Genomic DNA, 490 nt, shown 5'->3' on the forward strand with positions numbered 1-490 from the left:
GACGGAGGACTTCTTGCCAACCGGCGAGGCTGGCACGCCTGGCGCGGGAGTGGCGAAGACGCAACGCGTTCTGGAAGGGTGTGTAGGGCCATCGCGAATCACCTCCTCAGCGAGGAGAGCCAGACTCGCGTTCAAATGCCGCGTCAATGGGATCAGCGTGCGCACGCTAATTCGGGGCACCACAGACCCCTTTGCGTTGGCTGTGATGGGGGGCTCGCCAAGATCCGTCGACGACACCCGGATCGAGCGTCTTCGTCCGTCGGAAAGCTCCACTACGACGTAGGCGGGACCTCGTCCCGAGCGCTCCGGCAGCACCGCAAGCTTGCTGCCAAACAAGGAATGTCGCGGGTCAATAACCGTGACATGGGACACCACCCGATCGAGGATTGTGGCGCTCTGCAGTGCAGTCTGAACCGAAGACCATCGCAGTCTTCCTTGACGCCAGTCCATCCGGACAGAAGCGGGCAGCCGCCGCCTTAGCCCAGCGTTG

Annotated in this window: 1 protein-coding gene; it reads right to left on the bottom strand. The window is 63.1% G+C overall.

What is annotated here, in order from left to right; translation table 11 throughout:
• A partial coding sequence (locus AACY08_RS29055) for a hypothetical protein (RefSeq protein WP_339472528.1) occupies positions 1-180 on the bottom strand: 180 nt, incomplete at its 3' end.
• Between the last annotated feature and the right edge of the window lie 310 nt (positions 181-490).

The sequence above is a fragment of the Pseudomonas sp. EL_65y_Pfl1_R83 genome, from assembly GCF_963970695.1.
GTDB lineage: Bacteria > Pseudomonadota > Gammaproteobacteria > Pseudomonadales > Pseudomonadaceae > Aquipseudomonas > Aquipseudomonas tritici.